2 protein-coding genes are annotated in these 4560 nt (G+C 72.4%); both read left to right on the plus strand.

Features of this window, described 5'->3' with window-relative positions:
* Window positions 1-474: 474 nt before the first annotated feature.
* Window positions 475-4191 carry a LamG-like jellyroll fold domain-containing protein gene (locus tag AB0J39_RS38270; protein ID WP_363473923.1) on the plus strand — a complete coding sequence of 1239 codons (3717 nt, stop codon included), beginning with the start codon at window positions 475-477 and terminating at the stop codon, window positions 4189-4191.
* A 96-nt stretch (window positions 4192-4287) separates the two neighbouring features.
* Window positions 4288-4560, plus strand: a 273-nt coding sequence (locus AB0J39_RS38275) for a hypothetical protein (protein ID WP_363473925.1), incomplete at its 3' end; no start/stop codon positions are given.

A 4560-nucleotide genomic window follows, 5' to 3' on the forward strand; every position in this document is an offset into this window, starting at 1 on the left:
ATCGGCCCGGGGAGCGGCCCGGGGCGCGGCGGCCCCGCCGGTCACGACCGGCGGGGCCGCCGGGTTCGCCGGGGCGCGCTCCTCTCCCGCCGCACGGCATGGTCCGCCCCGCGGTCCACGCGCGGCGACGGCCGGCACGGTCCGTTCCGCGATCGACGCTCCCGTCCTCACGCGCCGTGAGCGGCCGGCTCGGCGATGCGACGTTCGAGGCGGAGGTCTCGCCCGCGGACGCACGCACTGAGCATCGCAGTGTCAATTTGTCTGACTTACCGACCTAATATCACTTATTTTCGCTTTATGTCAGCAACATAACTCAAATCCCACATGGGCGAAAAGATTTTATTGCCAGGGGATGACGGTAAACGTTTAATGTTGGCGATCTTGTGGATTTCGTACGGGAGATAACCCATGTTTTGGTTTCCCGGACTGCGGAGTTGGCGTGCGCTCACTGCCGTGGTCGTGGCGGGTGTTCTGGTGGGAACCGGGGCACCCCCGGCCGCGATGGCGGCGGAGGAAGGTCGGACGGAGTCCGACGCGGGCCGGCTCAGCGGCTGGCGGCTGGCGCAGGCGCGCGCCGCCGAGCTCCGGGAACCGGTGGAGGTGACCGAGGCCCGGACCGAGTTCACCACGACCTACGCCAATCCCGACGGCCAGTCGTTCCGGCTGGAGCAGTCGACCACCCCCGTCCGCGTCAAGGGACCGGACGGCGCGTGGGTGCCGCCCGACGCCACGCTGGAGCGGCGCGATGACGGCAGCGTGGGGCCGGTCGCCGCCGCGGTGGGCATCTCCTTCTCGGGAGGCGGCGACGGCGGGAGCCTCGTCACGATGACCAGGGACGGCCGGACGCTCGCACTGGGGTGGCCGGGGGCACTGCCCGCGCCGGTGCTGGACGGCCCGAACGCCACCTACCCCGACGTGCTGCCGGACGTGGACCTCAGGATGACCGCGACGACCGAGGGCTTCCGGCAGGTCCTGATCGTCAAGACGCCGCAGGCCGCGGCCGACCCCGCGCTCGCGCGGATCCAGTACGCCGTGAGGTCGTCGGGCCTCGAGGTGGAGGAGACGGCGGAGGGCGGCATGTCCGCGACCGACGGCAACGCCACCGAGGTCTTCACCTCGCCTCCCGCCGCGATGTGGGACTCCACCGGCGACCCCGCCGCCGGGCAGGACGGGACGGCGGGCGCATCCGCCGCCCCCACCGCGCCGGCCGTCCCCACCTCGGCGGCCGTCCCCACCTCGGCGGCCAAGGGCGGCGCCTCCCGATCCGCGCCCGCCGCGGAGACGGCACCACAGACAACTCCACAGGCGACGCCGGAGACGAGCGCCCCCGCCGGCGAGGGGCAGGCCGCCGACGGTCCCGCCCCCGGGGCGGGGCACGCCGAGCTGCCGATCGAGGTCGGCGAGGACACGCTCACGCTCGTCCCCGACGCCGGCCTGCTGCGGCAGAAGGACGAGTCGGCCTACCCCGTCTACATCGATCCGACCGTCACCTGGGGGGAGACCGACAGGACGCTGCTGCGCTCGGACGGCTACAAGTCGTACAACTGGGGCAACGGCAGCAACAACCAGGGTGAGGGCGTCGGGCACTGTGGCACCTGGAACGGCTACTACTGCGGGCCCGGATACACCCAGCGGCTGTACTTCCAGTTCTCCCCCGCCAGCCTCAAGGGCAAGCAGGTGCTGAGCGCGGCGTTCCGCGTCACCGAGCCCTGGGCGTTCCAGTGCAGCCCCCGGTGGGTCGACCTCGTCCGGACGAACAACTTCACCTCCTCGACGACCTGGTCGGGCCGGCCCAAGGAGCTCGACTGGATGGTGGACCGCCACGTGTCGGCGGGCCGCGGCTCGGCGTGCGACCCGGACCAGCCGACCGCGCCGATCGAGTTCAAGGACAACCCCGAGGAGACGAACGAGAACCTGACCCCGACCGTGAAGGACTTCGCGGCGGGCAAGTTCTCCAAACTCACCCTGGAGCTGCGGGCTCACGACGAGGGCGACACCTCCGCCTGGAAGCGGTTCAGGAACGACGCCGTGCTCGTCGTGGACTACGTGGGGGTGCCCGCGCTGCCGACCGGCATCGGCCTCGTCACCGGTTCCGGCACCGTCTGCGAGACCAAGGAGACCGCCCCCGCGGTCGTGTCCGACCCCACGCCCACGCTGGCGTCCACCCCGCAGACCGCCGCAGGCGGCGAGTCGGGCGCGATGCTCCGGGCGGCGATGGACGTCGACAAGAAGAACGCCGACGGCACCTGGACCGACGCCTTCATCACCATGGAGCGGCCGACGACCGGGCACGTCGGCGACAACGTGAAGGTCACCGCGTCCACGCCGACGCTGTCGGAGGGGGTGCTGTACCGCTACCGCTCGTGGACGCGCTCCTACTACAGCAACTACACCAAGCAGCTGGCGGGGCCGTCCAACGGCTCGACGACCGGATGGTGCTACTTCAAGGTCGACCCGACCGCGCCGAAGGCTCCGGTGGTCACGCTCGGCGCGCCGTACACCGCCTGCACCACAACCAGTTGCACGCCCGCCGGCGGGCCGGGCCAGAGCACGACCGTCACCTTCGGCCCGGCGTCCGGCGACGCCGGCAACGTCGCCTACCAGTACCGCGCGTCGACCAGCCCGACCTGGTCGTCCGACGTCGCGGGCGCCACGGCCAAGGCAGTGATCACTCCCCCGGCCTCCGGCACCTACAGCCTGTACGTGCGGGCCAAGGACAACGTCGGCAGGTACGGCGCGACCACGGCCGTCGACTTCCTGGTCGCCGCGGGCGCCGGCCCCGTCGGCAGGTGGCACTTCGACGAGGACTCCGGCGCGGCCGTCGACCGGGGCACGGGACGCCACGACGCCACGCTCTACGGCGGCGCCGTACGGGACGCGCGGGGACGCCGCGGCGAGGTCTGGCACGACGACGCCGGCACGCCGCTGGACGCCCCGAAGATCGACAAGGGCGTGAGCCTGAACGGCACCTCGGCGTACGCGGCGACGTCCGGGCCCGTGCTGGAGACGCGGTCGGCCTACACCGTCGCCGCGTGGGTGCGGCTGGACAAGGTGAGCGACGACGGCATCGTGCTGTCGCAGGACGGCTCGGGCGGCTACAGCCCGTTCCTCCTGTGGCACGAGAAGGACTACGGCGCCTTCTGCTTCGGGGTCAAGGACAAGGACGAGGCGACGGGCAAGGCCTACTACGGGGTCTGCGGCAAGAACGCCACGTCCCGCGCGAACGTCTGGACCCACCTGGCCGGCAGCTACGACCCGGCGACGCAGAAGCTGAGCTTCTACCTCAACGGCCTGCCGCAGGGCACCGCCACCGTGTCCGGCGTGTGGTCGGCCACCGGCCCGTTCGAGATCGGCCGCTACAAGTGGGCCGACGTCTTCCAGTTCCACTTCCCGGGCTCGATCGACGAGGTGGCCGCCTGGCAGCGCGTCCTGACCCCGGAGGAGGTCGCGACGGAGGCGCGGTCGGAGTCCCCGGCGTCCGGGCGCAACGACGTGGAGCTGGTGGCGGACTGGGACCCGGCGGGCGGCGCCGGGGCGCGGGTGCCCGACTCGCTGTCGGGGTACGGCCGGGCGCTGGCGCTGGCCGGCGGGGCGTCGCTGGACGGCGAGGGCCTGGTGCTCGACGGCGTGGACGACGCCGCCACCACCGCGGGCCCCGTCGTGGACGAAACCGGCTCCTTCACGGTGACCGTGAAGGTCGAGCTCGATCGGGACAAGCTCCTGGCGAAGCCGGTCGGGACCGTCGGCCAGGTGGCCGGGCAGCGCACGGCCGACGGGTCGTCGTGGGGCCTGTGGTTCGAGCTGACCGGCAAGGAGACGCAGCTCGACGACGACGGCAACGAGGTCGGCGTCCCGGTCGGCTTCTGGCGCTTCGGCCGGGTCGGCGAGGACGGCACGAAGACCTGGGTGAGCTCCGACACCTCGGCCAGCCTGGACAGCCCGGTCCGCCTGACCGGCGTGTACGACGCCCTGGCGCCGAACGGGCCGGTCGTGCGCCTCTACGTGGGCCACGAGCGCAACGACCTCGACCTGGCCTACACCGCCGTGCCCGGGTCGGGCGACTTCGCGGCCGGCAAGGGCTTCAGCGCGACCTCCTGGGGTCACTTCCTCCCCGCGAGGATCACCGATCTGCGGCTGTGGGCGGGCGCCATGGCCGATTCCGACCAGATGGACGCCGTCATCGGCGACTGACGGGTGCGGGGACCGGCGAGCCGGTCCCCGCACCCGTCCGCATCTTCCCCCGGTTGATCCGCGGGTTCTCTCTTGTCCTCTCGAGGAGGTTGGGTCATGCGTCGGCCCGGAATTCGTGCTGCCCTGGTGGCGGCGTTGACGGTGGTGATCTCGTTACCCGTCGGGGCGACGGCGGCCTCGGCCGCCGTTGTCTCCGCGGCACAGGGCTCGCCCGGCGCCCCACCGGTGCAGAAACAACGGCCCAGCAAGGTCAGGGCCATGGCCGCGGACGGGGCCAAGGAGGCCAGGGAGCGGGTCGCCGCGTCCAGGGCGCGCAACGACGCCGCGGCGGAGCGGGCCGCCACGGAGCGCGAGGCGTCCCGCTGGCCG

The organism is Microbispora sp. NPDC049633 (genome assembly GCF_040675265.1).
In the GTDB taxonomy this organism is placed as follows: domain Bacteria; phylum Actinomycetota; class Actinomycetes; order Streptosporangiales; family Streptosporangiaceae; genus Microbispora; species Microbispora maris.